This window comes from Xanthomonas sp. NCPPB 3200 (assembly GCF_056393585.1).
In genome coordinates this window covers 180223-197020 of record NZ_CM150785.1, presented here as the reverse complement: position 1 = coordinate 197020, position 16798 = coordinate 180223, and the positions used below count along the sequence as shown (strand labels likewise).

12 protein-coding genes are annotated in these 16798 nt (G+C 56.4%); 5 read left to right on the top strand and 7 right to left on the bottom strand.

Going from position 1 to position 16798, the window contains the following annotated elements; translation table 11 throughout:
• Window positions 1–37 precede the first annotated feature (37 nt).
• From AC06DU_RS00775 to AC06DU_RS00765, 3 genes are all read left to right on the top strand, one after another.
• Window positions 38–703, top strand: a complete 666-nt coding sequence (locus AC06DU_RS00775) for a hypothetical protein (RefSeq protein ID WP_184380731.1) — start codon at window positions 38–40, stop codon at window positions 701–703.
• A gap of 282 nt (window positions 704–985) precedes the next feature.
• Window positions 986–2245, top strand: a complete 1260-nt coding sequence (locus AC06DU_RS00770; protein ID WP_478203256.1) for a hypothetical protein — start codon at window positions 986–988, stop codon at window positions 2243–2245.
• Window positions 2246–2482: 237 nt separating this feature from the next.
• The gene (locus AC06DU_RS00765) at window positions 2483–3214 is read left to right on the top strand and encodes a carbon-nitrogen hydrolase family protein (protein ID WP_181097813.1); all 732 of its coding nucleotides are present in this window, start codon (window positions 2483–2485) and stop codon (window positions 3212–3214) included.
• A 124-nt stretch (window positions 3215–3338) separates the two neighbouring features.
• Here AC06DU_RS00765 and AC06DU_RS00760 read toward each other — a convergent pair whose 3' ends face one another.
• The 4 genes from AC06DU_RS00760 to AC06DU_RS00745 form a co-directional block, all read right to left on the bottom strand.
• Window positions 3339–3806, bottom strand: coding sequence for a hypothetical protein (locus AC06DU_RS00760; protein ID WP_478203254.1), 468 nt, complete (start codon window positions 3804–3806; stop codon window positions 3339–3341).
• Between the two features lie 599 nt (window positions 3807–4405).
• Window positions 4406–9022: an RHS repeat-associated core domain-containing protein gene (locus AC06DU_RS00755; RefSeq protein WP_478203252.1), complete on the bottom strand. Its 4617-nt coding sequence runs from the start codon at window positions 9020–9022 to the stop codon at window positions 4406–4408.
• Between the two features lie 125 nt (window positions 9023–9147).
• Window positions 9148–9882, bottom strand: a complete 735-nt coding sequence (locus AC06DU_RS00750; protein ID WP_478203251.1) for an RNA polymerase sigma factor — start codon at window positions 9880–9882, stop codon at window positions 9148–9150.
• Between the two features lie 54 nt (window positions 9883–9936).
• Window positions 9937–10290 (bottom strand): SymE family type I addiction module toxin, encoded by a 354-nt coding sequence (locus tag AC06DU_RS00745; RefSeq protein WP_478203250.1) that lies wholly within the window; start codon window positions 10288–10290, stop codon window positions 9937–9939.
• A gap of 519 nt (window positions 10291–10809) precedes the next feature.
• Between AC06DU_RS00745 and AC06DU_RS00740 the strand changes: the two genes are divergently transcribed.
• Both AC06DU_RS00740 and AC06DU_RS00735 read left to right on the top strand, forming a co-directional pair.
• On the top strand, window positions 10810–11499 hold the full coding sequence (locus AC06DU_RS00740) for a hypothetical protein (protein ID WP_478203249.1): 690 nt from the start codon (window positions 10810–10812) through the stop codon (window positions 11497–11499).
• Window positions 11496–12947 (top strand): XVIPCD domain-containing protein, encoded by a 1452-nt coding sequence (locus tag AC06DU_RS00735; RefSeq protein WP_478203248.1) that lies wholly within the window; start codon window positions 11496–11498, stop codon window positions 12945–12947. Before AC06DU_RS00740 ends, AC06DU_RS00735 begins: the two co-directional genes overlap by 4 nt.
• 1244 nt (window positions 12948–14191) lie before the next feature.
• Here AC06DU_RS00735 and AC06DU_RS00730 read toward each other — a convergent pair.
• The 3 genes from AC06DU_RS00730 to AC06DU_RS00720 all read right to left on the bottom strand — a co-directional run bounded on the left by AC06DU_RS00730 (window position 14192) and on the right by AC06DU_RS00720 (window position 16762).
• A complete protein-coding gene (locus tag AC06DU_RS00730; protein WP_478203247.1) occupies window positions 14192–14734 on the bottom strand; it encodes a hypothetical protein in 543 nt (180 codons plus the stop codon).
• A gap of 365 nt (window positions 14735–15099) precedes the next feature.
• Window positions 15100–16020, bottom strand: coding sequence for a hypothetical protein (locus AC06DU_RS00725; RefSeq protein WP_478203246.1), 921 nt, complete (start codon window positions 16018–16020; stop codon window positions 15100–15102).
• 151 nt (window positions 16021–16171) lie between these two features.
• Complete coding sequence (locus AC06DU_RS00720) at window positions 16172–16762, bottom strand: RipA family octameric membrane protein (RefSeq protein ID WP_478203245.1); 591 nt, start codon at window positions 16760–16762, stop codon at window positions 16172–16174.
• Window positions 16763–16798 lie beyond the last annotated feature (36 nt).

Sequence of the window (16798 nt, the reverse complement as noted above, 5' to 3'; positions counted from 1 at the left end):
TGCCGCACACTACCGCGCCACATTTGGAGTGATTGCCATGCACAAGGCCTGGATGCTTGCCCTGTTGGGCGTTTCGCCACTGGTCCACGCCGCGCCTGCCGCCGACGATGCCACCTGCCGCAATGGGTTGTTCACCAGTGCACCGGTGGCGTTCTCACTCGGCAAGGTCATCCCGCCGCGCCTGTACCTGCTCAAGGACACCGATGGCTGCCCGGACACGGGCGGGGCCGCATGCCAGGGACGCGCCTACGTGGTCAAGAACGATATCGTCCTGACGGCGCAGCGCCGCAATGCCTACGTCTGCGTGCTCTATCCCAACAAGGGAGGCGGCAATGCTGGTTGGGTCGCACAGTCGAGCCTGCAGATGCAGCCAAGCGCGGCCACGCCCACAGCGCAGGCGTGGAACGGCCACTGGCACGACGGCGACAACACGCTGCAACTGACCACCAACCCAGACGGCAGCATCACCGTCAACGGCGATGCGTACTGGCCCAGCGCCTTTCCCGACCCGGAACAGACGCCGGGCGGTCCGCACACGGGCTCGGTCACCGCGCGCGGCTATCCAGAAGGCAACCGCGTCGAGGTCAACGAAGACACTTGCAAGGTGCGCCTGCAATTGCTGGGCGACATGCTGCTGGCCGACGACAACCTGGAATGCGGAGGAATGAACGTGTCCTTCGGCGGGGTGTACCGAAAGAAGTAATCGCAAGCCTAGCCACTCCGGTGCGCCGCACACTTGCAGTGGCAGGCGCAACGGAGGCAGGCACGCCATCGACCACCACGCGACATAAAAGTCGATGCGAGGCAGCGCGTTGCGGTTTACGGTGGCCCGCAACGACCACAACGAATTCGGCTCGCTCGATCCCGCAATCAGTCCAATGGATGGTGATAGCAGCAGGACGTGCCAGAAGACCTTGTCAGGGGTGACGCACCACGTAGACCGGCGTCATCTATCATTGCCGATTGCTGTTTTGAAGGAATTGCGTTGAGACGTTCCACCACGCGTTTGATGCGCGCACCGTTGCTTGCTGCCATGGCGTTGCTTGTCGCTTGCAGCACAACCAACACCACCAACAAATCGTTGCTGCCGTCGGCAGACAATCCCGTCAAGACCAGTTACTGCATCGGGCGTCTTGCCGTGACGACCGATGTGCCCCTGCACTTTCTGGGGAGTTCCGCGCAGTTTTATTGGGGCGACATCGATACCTACCGCGAAGACGCCGCCAGCTACGAGCAGCGCCTGCTGAGCGCACAAGCATCGGCCAGCGATGGCAAGGTGCGCCAACTGATCAAGCCGGTGGAAACACTGGCACAGGATGATGGCAGGGTCATCGTCGCACACGCGGAAGACACGTTGCCGCTCGACCCGAATGTCGTACAGGTCACCGGTTTCGCCCGTCGCGATGGCACCACCTTTCGTTTCCAGAAGACCGCCATCAGCCGCCTGCAGGACATCACCGAACGGCGCACCAAGGAAATCCTGGCCTCGATCACCAGCAGCGCATCGCCCTTTCCGCCAGCGGCACAGTCCCAGCAGGGGTTTTGCATCATGCACGGCACCGTCAATCTGGCACCCGGACACGACTGGCACGAAGCCTCCAGGGTCGAAGGGGAATTCATCCTGCAGGAAACGCGCTACCGTTTCAGTCTGCGTTCGCGCTACCTGCGCTCGCTGTCGTTGAACGAACAGGAAGTGACAAACCAGCGCGACCTGCTAGTGGCACTGGCGGGCGCCGTACCGGGCTCCGGCCTGGCGCCGATCAGTGAACTGTCGGGTGCCGCCGGCAACCCATCGGAAGGCAGTGCCCGCCTGCTCGAGATGACGACAGCCGACGGCAAGCAACAGGTCTACGAGTGGCATATGCCGGCCGTCAGTACAGTACCCAATATGCCAGCAACGTTTCTCTACATCTGGCCAGCGTCCGGGCAAGCGTCAGCGCAGGACCAGGCCAATTTCAGGCGCTGGGTCGTGGCCCATCCGCAGCAGACGACACCGCTATTGCAGATACAGCAAATGGCCAGCAGCGTTATACGGCAGCAGGCGACGCCAGCAGTAGAAGAGAGCAGGCTGGTGTACCGGATGCAGCTGCATTACCACGGCGACCAGGCTGCCGGCGGGCGCCATTACGTGATCTACAAGGATGGCCAGAAAGTCGACGATGGACGCAGCGATGCCAACGGATTCACCAAGGCACACAATGCCGACTACGACCAGGTGTGGACAACCAAGGTGCTCAATAAATGAGTCCCTGCTTCAGTGCGGCGCACCCTGATCTATAACCAAGCACGCTGGAGACGACCGGTAACCATCCGGTCAACCTATCCTCCTGACCGGCGCTGAAGATAGGCATCGAGGCAAGACGTCTCGCTTTCGAAAGTGTAGGCGTTCGAGCAGTATATCCGGGCTTTCAAGCGCGCTCGGGTCACCCGCCTTTCGGAATCCGCTACGCTCAAACCCCAACACGTGGACACGAGACAGGCAATGAAGCTGACAGCTGCGCAAATCCTTTCGACGCCTGGCCAAATCGAAGAGAACATCGGTAAGCACCTCGATGTCATTCGCCTGGCGGCGAGCAGGGGTGCGGATGTGCTGGTCTTTCCCGAGCTGTCCCTCACCGGTTACGAACCCGGGTTGGCGCAGGCGCTGGCGGTGCAGCCGGCTGATCAGCGCTTTGATCCGTTTCAGGTGGCAAGTGACCGGTACGGCATGCTCATCGCCGTTGGCGCGCCCACGAAGGGGGCAAAAGGTATCGAAATCAGCATGCTCTGCTTCCAACCGGGGCTGGAGCGCACAAGCTACTCCAAACAGCAGCTGCATCTCGACGAGTTACCGTTCTTCACCGCCGGTACCGAGCAGCTTGTGCTCAGACACGCAGATCAGCTGTTGGCGCCTGCCATTTGCTATGAGTCACTGCAGGCAAGCCATGCAGAACAAGCTGCAGCGTCAGGTGCTGGCGTGTACCTGGCAAGCGTGGCCAAGTCGGAAAGAGGCGTGACATCGGCCTACAGTCATTATCCGACGATTGCAAAAATGCATTCCATGACTGTCTTGATGGCGAACTGTGTAGGCCCCGCCGACACCTTCATAGGAGCGGGTCGGTCTGCCATCTGGAGCAGTGACGGTGACCTCGTTGGCAGCGCTGACGCCTTCCAGGAGGCATTAGTGGCGTACGACACGAGGGATGGAGAAGCGAGCGTCTTCAGCCTAGCTTGAGATCAGGCCAAGGCCAGTAACAGGCAGCCCTGACTGTGCGGTGGCACTCGGCAATCCCAATTGCCCGCTGCGTCGGCAGCTGCGCGAGGACATCCGCGGTGGCAGGTTTGGCCTGACTGCATTATCAGGACGCAACGACCTGAGGATATAAGCCCTTTGCGCTGTTGAGCTCAACGGCCAACTTCCCTACCTTGGACAGTAGTTTGCCGATATCCTGCTCTGGATCAGCGTAGAAATAATCGATGCAAAAGCGAAGTGACGTGCCAAACTGATCGCCGATGGGTGGAAGCGCAACGCTCCTGATCTGCATCGGCTCGCCCGCTCGCGCCGAATCGCGTACCCACCAGGAAAGGAACTCGAGTGCCTTGAGGCCTTTCGGATCGCGCGTGATACCAAAGTTGACGGAGATGACAAGCTCGTTGGCCAAGCCTCCCTTTGTGCGCTTCAACGCGCCGAGCGGCAGGTCGGCATACGGAAGAAGACTGAAATCGCTTTCCGTGACATCAGAAAGATCCACCTTGTCCACCGCTGCATCGGTAATGCCGGGAATGGACGCAATGGCGTCTTGCAGTTCTTGTACTTCGGGCGGCATTGCAGCTCCAGAGGAATTGAATCGAACGGTAGTTGTCGAAGCGCTACTTTCCGTCATTGCTCCCGCTCTTGGGATTCATCAGAACAAGCTCAGGCTGACTTTCAGTTAATTTGACCCCACTTCTCCAAAAATTTTCCAGAAGCCACGTCAACAAGTTAGAACCCTATCTACAATATCGAGAACTTCCTTGCTGGGAACTCCAGTACGCGCCTGTCGCAACTTTACTGCGCCCAACACCGGACGAACTTATCTCCACATCAATAGCCGCGCTACCTCTACAAAAAATACCTCGATAGCGAGCCAAGGACTTACTTTCTTCTTTTGGGCGAAAACCTTCACGGAGAAGCCGCCCTCTAATGGATTCTAAACTCTCATAAACATCTCCCTTCACCAGCCTTTCATACGAGTATCCTGTAAACAGAAACTTATTGATTCTCCTCTCCGAAATTATTTCCCAATCGCGAGGCGCGGCATTACGAGCGGCAAGTCTTAGATCAGACATTGCAACTTTATTCGATCCATCATAATTTATAATAATTTTTATGAAAGCAAATATAATTATTATTAATACCACCCCCGACACTAAGCGGCTAGCCATTCTACCAGCCATCGCCAATCTTCCAGGCTTCTGTACTCAATTCTCCAGGCGAAAATCCTGCTCCTACGCCGAAGCCTATTTCTGTGGCCGATCCTTGTCCCGGCGACCAAACGGCTGCCCCACCAACCACGCGATATCCGCCGGCTCCACTCATACCAAATCCACCAATAAAGTCGTCAACGCGCTGGGACGTTGGCTCTTCACATTGATTTAGAAAGCCAACTGACGCTGAAGTGCCAGGTCTTTTTAGATTCATCCTAGGATAGTTTCTAGCGAACCCACCGGCAACAAAAACCCTTCCACTTCTGGAAAGTGTTAATGAGCCGCTAAATACATACAATTCCGCTTGAACCTTAAAATAATCCGGCAGGCGCTTGGCACCGTTTTCCCAGGACATTCGATGTCCACCGTTATTAAAAGATCCTGGCGATTCAAGACCTAAGAAATCAAGTGATGTAACCGGCCTCCCACTGACGTAAGAGTAGGTATTTATGCCTCCACTCAATCCAATCGGATCACTCTGCCCATACCGGCCTGCCGCCGCGTCGTAGTCACGAAAGTAGTTCTGATTGAACCCGCTCGCTGTATCAAACCGCTGGCCTGGGAAGCGCATGTCGAACACCATCGCGGTGCCGTCTCCATCCGGATCCTGGTTGGGTGCCGTATTGCCGAAGGCTTCGCCCTTCAGGCTCCAGTTCCACACGGCAACGTCGCGGGCGGCATCCACGACCACACGCGGGCTGCCTAGGTGGTCGGGTTCGATATAGTGCAGTTGACCACCGTTGGCCAACAGGCCCACCGGCAGGTCATCCAGCCAGATCGCTTGTTGCTTGGGTGCACCGTTGGTGTCGTAGTCGCCGAGCCAATGGCCGGCCTCGTCGTAGAGCGTATAGGTGTTGGTGGTGCCCAGGTAGCGACGTACCTGCTCGCCTCGGCCGTTGTAGCGGTAGTTCATGACCGCGACACCTGCGCGCTTGACCTGGGTCATGCGCCCGGTGGTGTCGTACAGGTACTCGCGTGCCTTGCCGCCGATGGTGAGGGTGTTGCCCATTTTGTCGTAGGTGCGTGCCACGCCTGCGACTGCGCTCAAGCGGTGGTTGGTCGTTGGATAGGTGTAGGCCTGCGTGGCGCCGCCGACTTTGGCGCTCATGCGGTTACCCGTGCCATCGTAGCTATAGCCGTCGATCACGGTACCTGTACTGCCGTCCTTTAGTGCGGTCAGCCGACCAAGCGCGTCGTAGGTCAGCTGAAGCTCTGGCGTCGGGTTACCGGCCGGGGTCAGGTCAGTGAGGTCGCCAACAGGGTCGAAGCCGAAGCCAATCTCCAGGCCGCCTGTGCGGCTGTCCTGAATGCTCTGTGGGCGGTAATCCTGATCGTACATGCGTGCCAACGTGCGACCGTTGCCGTAGGTCCAGCCGGCAGATGGGCCAAACGGATAGTAGGTCGCTCCGCTCAGCAGACGTTGGCGGCTGCCGCCTTGTGCCGTCACCCCAACCTCGGTCGCCTGGCCCTGCGCGTTGCGGACATAATCGACCGTGGTGCCATCAGGGTAGACCATCGACCGCAGACGGCCGCCAGACGTGTAGTCGTAGCGCAACACCAACACCTTGCCGTTGACCGTCTGCACCTTGCGTACCACCTCGCCGAAGCGGTTGTAGCAGTATTGGGTGGTACCGCTGCCATCCTGGAGCTTAGCCAGCCGCCCGACAGTGAAGGTCTCACCGCTGGCGCACACGCTCTGCGTGACGTCATAGGTGTAGCTGATATTGAAGGCGGTGGTTGGGTAGCTGATGCTCAGGACACGGTTGAGCGCGTCGTAGCCATAGGTGGACGTGATGCCGCGTGCATCGGTCTGCGTGGCGCGGTTGCCGCCGCTGTCGTAGGTATAGCTAGTGACGCCGGTGTCCGGGCTGGTCAGCTTCAGGGTATCGCCGAAGCCGTTGTACGTGTAGCGCGTGTCCAGACGTTTGGGATCCTTGACCTGCAACGGGCGATCCTGCGTGTCGTAACCCACATTGATTTCGGCCTTGATGCCATCGACGTCCTGCAAGGTGCGCGCAAGCCGACCGAGCGGATCGTGCTCTTGCAGGGTGCTACGGCCAAATGCGTCGGTGATCAAGCGCAGGTTGCCGTTTGCATCATAGGCGTAGTCGATGGGATTTGCGGCTGCGTCCGCCTGCGTTTTCAGTTGGCCCAATTGGTTGTAAATACGGCTCAAGCTACGCTTGAGCGTACCTTGCGCATCCTTGGTCTGCTCCTCCAGACGATTGCCGGCATCATCAAGCACGTAATGGAGGGTGTTGCCCAGCGTATCGGTGACATCGGTGAGGCGTTGGGCCTGGTCGTAGACAAACGTGGCGTAGCTGCCGTCGGGCTGGGTGATGCGCTTGACCAAGCCGGTGGGCCAATACTCCAACGTGGTGACGCGATTCTGCCCGGAAGTAGCGCCATGCACCGTGGTCGATGCCAACCAACCACGCGGGTGGTAGCTGTAATCGGTCAGCACCCCGTTTTCGTCAACGGCAGAAAGAACGCGGCCTGCCGCGTCATAACTCAGATTCTCGCGGATCTGGCCGCGGGCGTTGATGGTTTGCTTGAGGTCGCCCTTGCGATACGGGCACGGTCCGGTGCCGGTATCGCACCCGGCAGCATCGATGGGGTAATAGTTGTAGGTCGTACGGTCGTCGATATCCGTGCGCGGGCCATCGATGGACTTCAGTAGGCCAAGCACGGGGCAGTCTCCACCAGCAGCGACATCGGCTGCCTCGCAGTAGTTCATACTGAGAACTCTGGTCTGACCACTTGCGACGTCGGTCGTGATGACTTGCTGCGGCTGCAGCCGCGCATTTCGGACATAGCCTATTTTCTTGTCACTTGATTGAACTGACATCAATCGATTGCTGTCGACAGTGGTGCGCGTACTTGTGATTCGCTGGCTGGGTAAACCAGCCGCCTCGGTGACCGTATGCACATTGACTGGCACGCCAGCATCCGCAAGTTCGGCATAGGCGTGTTGCGTGACAACCCCGGCACGATCGGTAGAAGCTCTCAAGCGCCGACGAAAATCGACACTTGCGTCCAAATAATCGCTGCTGAGCGTGCCTGCGCTGTCGGTGATGTCATCTATTTTTCTAGGACCTGCGGAACGCTGGCTCAGCGTATATGTCGTCTGTTTCCCCAACGCGTCGGTTACAACGGTGGCGCCATCGGTGTAATCAAGCGTCACGCCGTCTGCGCCATCGTGATGTTGGCTTGACACAACACGCCCCGTAGCGTTGTAGGTGAATGTGCTGTAGCGCATTCCATCCTCCGCGACCACGCCGGTCAGGAAGCGGTAAAAATCCTCGTCTTCATACAGATATGACCTGACCCGCCCGTCCGCATAGGTCACGCTCTCCAGCACCGCGCTGTCCGGGAAAGTGTCAGAGTAAGCGTAAGTAGCCAACGCAACCCCGTCCAGCGCAACTTGAATAAGCTGGGCATAACGGGAACCATCAGCGTAGTTAAAAACCAACTTGCGGCCGGTCGAGTGCGTGATCGACTCCAACCTCGATGACCGATCGTACGCATATCGAAGATAAGTACCGTCGTCCTTCGACACCAAGCTCAACGCGCCTGTAGCATTAAATTCCGAAACCGTATCCGACCTAAAAAGTCGCCATCCATTAGCTATTTTCTCAAGCCGATCTCCAGAACCATCAGAAGCAATAAAAGAATTTCCGACCGATTTGAAATTGCGTTGAAGCCCGTTTCCTTCAGCAAGTATTGCGTAAGAGCCACTTGCAGAAACGCTGACTTCATGTGAGTTGAACCAGCCCGCCCCAAGGTTGGATCGCCGTCCAACCTGCGAGGACCGAAACGTTCGAACGAGACGTATCCATCCAAGATCGAAATCCTGTTCAGGTTGTGATTTTTCCCCGGTCTTTACATCGCACGGGTTACCAACCGAACACGTATCCTCTAAAGAAGGCCCGGTCAAGTAAGCAAATATTTCCAGATTTACACAGGCTTGATAGTCATCGTTCCAGGTCGTATATAAAGGACAAAATAGCCTGCGCTGGCGATTACCGAACCCGGTGTGCTTTACGGGCAAGCACGTTCCATCGTCATAAATTACGTTCGATACAACATCAAAACTTTTTGAATCAAAACGACCCTCGAATTCCGCCGAATATGGCGTCCACTCGGTTGCTGGCTTCAGCGAAACCTTGCCACATTCGTTAAATTCAGTGTAGAAGGACTCAATACGTGCAACCATCTCGGCCTCAGTTGCGTAAGAGCTACCTAGTGCAGAGTAAGTCCATTCGGGATCGGAAGGTTGATCGTTACCAAGCCAGTACGTGAGCGTAACTGTCTGGTCTTCGTTTGTTTTTGTTTCTTTCACATGCGTAGCTAAACCATACGCATACTGTGCATCGCTGGGACCAGCGATTTGCGCCATGGCCTCAATTGCACGATGTTGATTGTCGAAAACGCCAACGGTTGTGGTTGGAATTTCTGGGTGCTTGGCAACAACCGTCCATTCTTGCTTGACCTCCTGCGCGCAGACTCCGCAAACGGTGCTTAGCAACAATGCGCAAGCGTAACTACGCAGCCGCAGGGGCTTCAGAACTTCCATGTCCTATTCCTTCAAATTTTGGCAGCTGGCGAAGCTGCAGACGACATCAAGATGCCGCAGCTAAAAATCGTCGTTATCATCTCGCGCAGAAATTGTCTTCGTCAAGCCTTATTGATCGGCTTCAACTACAAAGCATTCCTGCACGCAGCCAGTGCGCGGCTGATGTGCTTTTCCACCATCTTGATCGAGATGCCCATGGCTGCGGCCACTTGCGGGTAGGTGAGGCCGTCGATGCGGTTGAGGATAAAGGCCTGGCGGCATCTGGGCGGCAGTGCGGGCAGCGTGTGGGTGTGCAGGTGTTGCAGGATGCGGCGGGCGTCGGCGATCTGGTCGACGTGGGCGCCGTCTGCGGCCAGTTGTGCGATCAGGTCCAGTGCGACGTGGGCGTTGGCGTGGCGGCGGTGGCGCGTGCGCCAATGCTCCAGCACAACATTGTGGGCAATGCGGTACATCAGCAGTGCGTAGTCGCCGATGTCGGGCGCGTCGCGATAGGCCAGCAGGCGGAGCAGCGTTTCCTGAGTGAGGTCATTGGCGGTGTCGGGGTCACGCAGGCGCCGGCGCATGTAGGCGAGCAGGTCGGCATGCAACAGGCCAATGGCCTGGTCGAAACGCGCTCTGCCCGCTGCCGGCTCTTCGCGTACGCGCCAACGCGTGGTGTGGCGTATGCGGGTGTAGCCGCCCATAGATGCGGCGCACGGATGTACGACGTACGGCGTGCTTGTAGTGGCGGTCGTGCCTGAGGCGCTGCGTCGATGCCAGGCGGTGCAGATGTTGGTCGCACGTTCGACCGGCAACGGCATCCATCTGCTGCCGAAGTGCGGGAATGTACCAAAGGTGCCGGCCAGGGTGTCATTCACCATGCGAGTTCTCCAACTGCGGGGTGCACGCGCGGAGCGTGGGGTGCGGCGGGTTGGTCACTCTGCAGGTGCGACGGTGACGACCAGCTCGCCGTTGCGCATGCTTATGTTGAGTTTGCTGCCGATGGTGAAGCCGAGTTGCTCCAGCCAGCGGCCGCGCAGACGCAGCGTGGGGATGCGTTGGTGGCTGTCGGGGTAGTAGCCGTAGCCGACGGTGCAGCGTTGCGGGGCACGCGGGTGGCCTTGGCGGCGCGGCTTGTTGGGATCGGGGCGGGGCTCGGGGATGGGGGTGCGCTCGAGGTAGGGCCGCGGCGGGATCGAGGGATCGAGCGAGTGCCAGCCGATTTCGGTGGGCGGTGGCACCGTGGCGCGCTTGCGCGCTGGCTTGGGACTGGACGTGGATCGACGCATGGCAAAGCCCTCCTTGACGAACAGGCCCCGCCGCCGGGTGGCGACGGGATGTCGGGAGGTTAGAAACCGAAGACAGACGGCGGGCGTATTTCCCCGAAGGGTGTTGTATTAGCCGCCCTCCCGACGCAGGCAACGCGTCGGCTGCGCCAGTAGGAAGCTGCAGGCACAAAAAACCCACCGGGATTTCGGAGGTGGGTACCGCTGTCTTAGGAGTTTCTACGCTCCGTGACCAGAAGACTGCTACGCGCTGCGTGACATGTCAACTGGCTGATGCTGGCAATCTGGAAAGCGTTGATGGAAGATCCTTGCGTCAACGTTTGAAGCACCAGGGTCAGAGTTGGATTGAACCTAGAGAGATTGCTACTCCAAGCGCATCCCCACCCTCCCGCAAATAGCTTTACGTTCCCTCGCCATCCATCACCATCGCGCCACTCAGATTCGGGCGCGGTAGTTCATGACACAGACGGCACGAGTGACAATTGACCAGCAGCGCGATGCCGCGTGAGTCGCAGGATCCCAATGATAAAAGTTAGCTTCCGAAACCTGTTTCCCTTGCTGCTGCTTTCACTAGCGCTGCCAAGTGCATGTGCTCGCACACCCCATGAAGCAAAGCGGGATGCAGGTACGTCATCTGCTGCGACAGCGACGCCGCCCCCTCAAGAGAAGGGCAGAGGTATCGACAACGGTGCCGACATCGTCTCTGCGACTACTACTTTGCAAGAATTGCAGCGCCGGCTGCTGCGCTTCATTGATGGACTGACAGTGCCAGCGGATCTGGACTATCCCCAGATGGAGTCAGCACTTGGCATCAAGCTTGGACCACCGTCTGATCCGGCATACCCGTGGCGTGAAGTAAAGGAAGTTCCTCTGGTCGATGGCTATGAGCTCTACGCGACGCATCGCCCAACGAAAGATGGATTCTCGCGGATAGAGGTTGCAGTGACTCTACCTGACCATAGCGACCCCACGCGCGTGCCTACGCCCACCTGCATCTGGCAAGCAGAAGCACTTTCCAAAGCGCTCGAAGGGATGGGATACACGCGCGGCGGGCAGCGGCCTTTTCAGGGTGGATGGCTACGCCAGCATTGGCGCGCGATCAACGGAGGAAGTCAGATTTTTTCGGTCTCATTGCTTCTCTATCGAACCAATGAACAAGGCAAGCCAGAAGAGTGCGTTTATAGCGTCAAGATCGATGGAGGCAAGCCATGAACCGGGTTGACTCACGTATCGAGCCTCTACTTGCCCAGATGGCAAAAGACCCTGCACTTCCTGCTGGTGCAGAGGACAGCATTCGCCAGACAATCGCCGAATCACCTTATCTGTCGAACCTGCTAGGTGATGCCATTGAGAAAGGTCGAATTGGCGCGATTGCTGTTTCGCATGGACAGAACAACGGCGGCCACTTCCAGGATGGTAAGGACGGCAAGGCGGGCACACTCAACATCAGTGAAGCAGCGTTCAAAGACTTCGCAGGATCAGAGCGCATCGACTATCTGACCGAGGTCATGGGCCATGAAACGATGCACGGCGTATTGGCCCAGCATCGTGCCAACGCCCTTGCCGAGTTCGGCAAGAGTATGAGTAACCGGATGCAGGAAGCCTACGACGATCGCGAGCATCAGGTCGACCTGACTGGCCCTACCCGTGTTTACCTGGATTCGACTCGCGCAGACGAAGCACTGTCGGAAATCTCGGGAATGCGTGCCCTGCATGATCGAATCAAACATCTGAACCCTGAGATGCCCGACAGTGTGGTTGAGAAGGAGTTGCTCGACCGGTCGAGTAATCGGTGTGTCGTGCGACAACCGAACGGCGCTCCGCAATTTGCGGATGGGCTGACCTACGATGCACTCACCAAGCAGCCCTTTTCCCGCAACGATGCGCTGACCAAATCTGTTGAGCACTGCTTTTACGACAGCAGTGGCACGCTAGGCCCGCATGGCGACTCCAACTACCGGAACTACTATGGCGTGAATCCGATCAGTCACATCGCGCAGAACTACGCGCATCTTGCGCATGACCGCCAGCCTCCGGAAGTTCGCATCGATCTTAAATCGCTGGGCCTGGATCCAAGACAGCTGGAGCGCAACGGGCTGGAGCTAGGATCTGCAAAGACCTTCAACATCATTGACCTTGGCAAGGACGGCTATGGCATGGTCCAGCTCAAGGACACTGGCGCACACGGCGTTAGCTCTCCCAATCTGGCGACACCGAATGAGCCAAGCCGCACATTGACCCCTGCAGAAGCGGGGCACCCGGACCATGCCATGCATCAGCAGATCCGAAGCAAAGTGGAGCAGCTGGACGCCGCCAACGGCCGCACGTTCGACGCTACCAGTGAACGGATGACAGCGAGTCTACTGACGTTAGCAAAAGGCAACGGACTAACCCGGGTGGACCACGTGCTACTCAGCGAAAGGACCAAAGACTCGCCCACTGCGCAGACCCTGTTTGTAGTGCAAGGCGATCCAAAGGATCCGGCCATGCTGCGCGCCCATATGCCAACGGCCGACGCTGCGGCTCGGCCTGTTCAAGAGAGCTATACCCAACTGGAATCTGTCAACCAGCTACTAGCGCAGGAGCGCGCGCAAGAGCTGGTAGTGGAACAGCAGCGCTCGCAGGAGCAACAACAGCGGGGTCCCGTTCCGTCGCTTTGAGGCGATGACGCGACGCACCTATCATCAAACGGTTGGCAGCCCCTCGCTCTCGACAAGGAACGGGGGCTGATGCCTAAATGAATCTGACCCCGTCCTCAATGTAACGTCTAACGTCCCAATCAAGCCGCCCTGGGAAGCGGCGTTGGCTTGAACGAATTGTTAGGAGTTGCCGCGTAAGATTGCAGCCCTATTATGCTCGGAGGCTTGCGCAATCCTTGCAAGAATTCCTATGAAGCAACCTATAGCAATGACCCCCACGCCCAGTGTCGCCTGACTAAGCGACAGAACGCCTATTGCGACAGCAAGGATTGCAATGATGACGAGAGCAGTGCTCATGATTAAAACTCCTAGTAATTAATCGACGAACAAAAATGACGAACTGCAAAAGGATTCGTGACAACGTTGGATCGAGGAACAGGTTCAGGTTGACTTAGTAATTTCTCATGGCCTATTTTTTCTCTTTTATATGGCACTCTTACCTCAAGAAGTGAACCTGACCCCGTTTTCCCCCCCATGCAGCTATGGGCGTTGACCCTTGCAGTAATGTGATCACGTAAGAGTTCATCTTTCTTTAGGCCCAACGCTGGAATTAAGCCGCGCCGCGAAGCGGCGTGGGGTTGAATGAATTTTTAGCCAGCAGTTACCTGTTCATGAGCTGCCCTGAGCATAGCAGCGAACGAGTTCGGATCTTCTATCCGACGCAGGTGCATGATGTGGTCCACAAGATTCAATGAAATTGGACCAATGTGTCCTAATTCTACGCGGGGTACGATCATCTCTTCGTAGGCCTTCTCGTCTTGCCATAGTGTCCAAGGTTGAAGATGCTCATGAAGCGAGGAGTTGAGTACTAACAGCGTAATACCCTTACCGCCTGGTGCGGCCGGCTGGAATGGATAGCACCGCCTGCGGCAATCAATTATTTCCTCGTCTGGTGGCTCGCGGTAGTCAAACACAGACACACACCCGCGATTACGGAAGAAAGAATTTTTCGAAGACCCAAAGGTAGTTGCGAGCGATCCGTCGATGTTGGGGAGAATCGCACCGGTGCGCTGGATAGCTGGCCAGTATTCGCGCCTCGTAACATGAAAGACGCAGCCCTCCAAAAGAGCTTCGACGTCTCCAAAGGACTCAGACTCTGATCGAACGTACTCGGTGGCGGGAATGATTAGCACTACGGCTTAAAACCTGAGTTAAGTCACGCCGCCAAGCGGCATCGGCTCGGACGAATTTTAACAGTTAGCTTCCTAGCGCGCGTACTGAGCCACATAGTCATTCCTCTTCTCGTTCCAGGCCATGCACAGTTCGGTGACTGCCGAGGTGTCATTAGCAAAGATATTGAAGAGGCTTATCAGATCCTCAATCAGCAGCTCATAAGCCCACTTGTGACGCATGAAATCCGAGAAGACAAGCATTCCGTTAAATGCGGTGCCTTTCGACCATGTCTGCATCCAGTAGCAGTGAATGAGTTGATTGCAGACATCCATGACACCAAGTTCTGATTTCTCAGGACTTTCCATATCGAATCGGTCGTCCGGGAAGCCTGCTCCCACAAAAGTGAACGGCTTGCTCCCGACCTTCTTGCATCGAACTACCGGCATGCTTGCGCTGCGAGCGAGATCATTCACCTTAGGCCGCTCGAGTAGAGAGCGTATTTGGAACGCTACCAGCATCAGACGCCGCTCATATAGCACAAGTTGCTTCTCCGACCATCTACGGTACATACGATGTTTCTTGAGCCACGCCAACTCTGCACGCAGTTCTTTCCGCCAATAGGTTGATTCGATCATCTCCTCAGTCCTTGCGTGGCATGCGGTGAAACTTCGTGGCGGCTATCTACTTTTGGACCGTCAAGGGAACGGGGTCAGGTTACTTCTTAAGCGAAACCTGATCCCGTTCTTCCACAACACGATGTTGGCCGAGCCTTTGATCTCCGTCAATCACTAAGAATCCCTCAACCTCTGCTATCTGCCAAGGGAACGAGGTCAGGTCAGCTTCTTAAGTGAACCTGCCCCGTTTCCGGACCCCGTTTCCGCTACTGAAAATTGGGGGGCTTTCGCCTCCACCAGAAACTCAACCTGACCCAGTTCTTCACCCAGTTCTTCGCAGACCACGTTCTTCGTTAGGCATCGCTCTCGCGCTGAAGATCAATGCGCTATTGATCAGAAAAGCATGTAAGGCATACAAGATCGTGAGACTCAATCACATTACCCTTGCAGCTTCTTGATTTGCAATTCTTACGTTTCACGGTTTGATTTTGCTCGCAGACAAAACAGTAAATACTTTTGGAACGCGGCTCATTCGGGTGCAATTGTGCCGTCTCCGGGCGAAAGCCCGCATCACGACACTCCAACGCACACTGATAACAGATGTAACGGCGAGCTTTTGGTGTCATTCCAAGGTAGTGATCTCGTTCCGAAGGCTTCAGTAGATCCAGTAGTTTCATGGCCTCCCACGCCAATTCGGCGGGAGTCTCATCGTTGCTAAAGCTGAAGGCGATGGCCGCTGGAGTTGAATCGAGATATTTGCGACGCAAGCTAAACCACTGTCGTGGACCGATAAGGTGATGTGAAACATCCAAGATCGCCATCCAGATCGCCTGTGGATTATGTCTTTGTGAATTGTCGACAGAGTGAATGAAAGCGTTTCGCGCCTTTCTCTGCTCCTCAATTCTCTGGGAAAAAGCCTGATCAAGTCGTCTGGGGCGAGTGGTGTTGAACAATCGAATCAAGTCTTGGGCGTCGATCGTTCTGAACTCCGCATACCTAGCATCGCGGCTCGCGAACTCCCGCGGCCACTCTCGGACAGCGCGGTCGAGCAGAAGGAATGGGCTGACCTCAGCTATTCGAGCTTTCAATAGAAACTCGACACCCTGCTGCAATAGGGCCTGTGCATTTCCCAATGGCTGCTGGGCGGCCTTCCAGAATTCGTCGGTGACCTGCCCGTCCTCATCCCACTGAGCCAGTTCAGATCGCTCGACATGTAGAATAAGAGCCGAGACTGCATCCCAGGCTAGATTAAGGAGCGAGATTGCTGTGGTTTCGAAATCAGCGGCAGTTGGTATTTCAATGATCATTAGTCAAAGATTTGGGTTGATTAGATCGCGTCCGCAAAGAGTGGGCGCATAAAAAACGGGAGCCACAACTGAATTTGAGGATCGGAGATTGTGTGACGCCTAATGCCTGAATTGAGCCGCGCCGCGAAACAGCGTTGGCGCGAATGAATTGTTATACTGACAACGCCAACCGCAAGAACCACATGGAACAAAATGACCACGTGAGTGTTAAGACGACTCCAACGTAGATTGGAATACGACTTACGGAGGGCTTGCTGCGAATAAGCTTATTTACCAATCGATCCGTTATTGTTTTTTTTGTAAGATCCCGCTCAACAGTGCAGGCGTCACAGACGCAGTCTGCACGAGCGGGGCTAATGCATTCGGTTGGAATGAACAAGCTCCTAAAATCTGCCACGCTTAGAGAATTTCGTAGCCTCGCCTCAATTGCCAGCAGCTCGCTTTCCCACTTTTGTTGCCAATACTTAGCTCCTGCGGCTACCCGGTACTGCGCAACTGCAATCAGCATGCCCGCGAGGCAGATCGCGGAACTGACGGCCGCCACTTTGCCCTCAGACTGAAGAACTCCCGCGAGCAATACTCCTTGAAATATCATGAAAAAATTATTTCGTTGCACCAGTTGAGAGATTTCAAAGTTCCTGACTTCGAGCGCCTTCAAGTAAAGCGATTCATCCGGCGAAAGAGCGGTTCCGGCTGAAGTGATTGAACCGACAGAAAAATTGTACGTACTTGAATTCAGCATGATGCTCCCATGTCAACTTAACGCCTGAGTCAAGTC